At 60.7% G+C, this 1,519-nt stretch carries 3 protein-coding genes and 1 pseudogene; 2 read left to right on the top strand and 2 right to left on the bottom strand.

Features of this window, described 5'->3' with window-relative positions; genetic code table 11:
- Positions 1-17: 17 nt before the first annotated feature.
- Entirely contained in the window at positions 18-188 is a 171-nt protein-coding gene (locus EN893_RS33495) for a hypothetical protein (protein WP_236382813.1), read from the bottom strand.
- 230 nt (positions 189-418) lie between these two features.
- On the opposite strand from EN893_RS33495, the pseudogene EN893_RS33500 reads away from it, so the two are divergent.
- Positions 419-856: pseudogene (locus tag EN893_RS33500) on the top strand (VOC family protein).
- Between the two features lie 10 nt (positions 857-866).
- On the opposite strand, the gene EN893_RS33505 reads toward EN893_RS33500, so the two are convergent.
- Positions 867-1,172, bottom strand: a complete 306-nt coding sequence (locus tag EN893_RS33505) for a ribbon-helix-helix domain-containing protein (RefSeq protein ID WP_127268969.1) — start codon at positions 1,170-1,172, stop codon at positions 867-869.
- Between the two features lie 208 nt (positions 1,173-1,380).
- Here EN893_RS33505 and EN893_RS33510 point away from each other — a divergent pair.
- The coding region (locus tag EN893_RS33510) for a VOC family protein (RefSeq protein ID WP_206640232.1) at positions 1,381-1,519 on the top strand (139 nt) is incomplete at its 3' end.

The raw sequence follows: 1,519 nt of genomic DNA on the forward strand, positions 1-1,519 counted from the left end.
GCCGAGAGCTAGCCGAGTTACGGGAGCAATTGCTTGCGCACGGCTGCCACATCGTCGGAGGCGACCGCCGGGGCGGCGTTGCCCCAACTGGCGCGCACATAGGTCAGGACGTCGGCGACCTCCTGGTCCTTCAGGCGCCAGGCCAGGGACGGCATGGCGGGCGTTGTCGGCGCATCAGCCGTATGCACGGCCTGACTGCCGGCAAGGACGAGCCGGGCCAATGTTTCGGAACTGCCCTGCGCAACGCTAGAATTGCCGGGCCACGATCCCGCCAAGCATCCGGCCTACCTGCCCGGATGCTGGACCGATAGAAACAGCATCGTGCCATCAGCCATGAATCAGGACCTGATCGCCCTTGCTCAGCTGGCAAGCAGCCTAAGGAGTTTACGGCCTGGACGACGCCTTATAGACTGAACACATGGCGCTCAAACGGATGGACAACATAGGAATCGTCGTCGATGACCTCGAAGAGACGATTGGTTTTTTTGGCGAGCTCGGCCTTGAGCTCGAAGGGCGGGCCATGATCGAAGGGGAATGGGCCGGACGTGTCACTGGACTGGGCGATCAGCGCGTCGAGATTGCCATGATGCGGACGCCGGACGGCCACAGCCGGCTCGAACTGTCCCGTTTCCTCACGCCGCCTGTCGTCGCCGATCACCGCAACGCCCCGGTTAACGCCCTGGGCTACCTCCGCGTCATGTTCACCGTGGACGACATTGACGGGACGCTTGAAAGGCTCCGCAATCGCGGTGCGCGGCTCGAAGGCTAAGTCGTCCAGTATAAAGACGTGTATCGGCTATGTTACATTCGAGGGCCTGGAGGGCTTCTCATCGGGCTCGCGCAAGAACTCAGCTGAGCGCAATGCGCTAAGCAGCCTCCCGCTTCGGCACCATCTGCTCATCCATTCCCGGCCGATGGCCCCGCAGATAGAGCGCGCAGGTGGTGCGCAGCATCGACGCAAAGTTCGGGATGGCGCCGTTGATCTCGATGGCTTCGTCATAGAGCTTGGAGATGAATTTCGGCGTCGTCAAATCCTGGTTTTCGGCGATTTCGTCCAGCAAAGCCCAGAATGTCGCTTCGAGCTGGATGCTGGTCGAGTGGCCGTCGATGCGAATCGACCGGTTGATCTGGCGATAGCCTTCGGGATCCTGGCCCGCAAACACCCTGCACATCCGACAAACCTCCCATGATTGTTGGTCTTGGGTGGACGGGCGTGCAGTTTGATACTGCTTGACCTGTCCCCACATGCATTCTCGGGCAAAATTGCCGGTCCGGCAATCGGACTTTCGTCCCGTTCGCGGCTGCGGGCGTGGTAACCGGCTGCCACCACCTTTTGTCCGTGCCGCGCATAATCGCCTCCACACCAGAACGGAGACTGATTTGGCCAAGGCGATCCACAGTATGATCCGGGTTCTCGACGAAGCCCGATCGCTCGATTTCTACAGAAACGCCTTCGGGCTCGATGTCGCCGACAGGCTGGATTTCGAGACATTCACGCTCATTTACCTCAGCAATGCCG

Origin of the sequence: Mesorhizobium sp. M7A.F.Ca.CA.004.04.2.1 (assembly GCF_004022825.1) — a bacterium.
GTDB lineage: Bacteria > Pseudomonadota > Alphaproteobacteria > Rhizobiales > Rhizobiaceae > Mesorhizobium.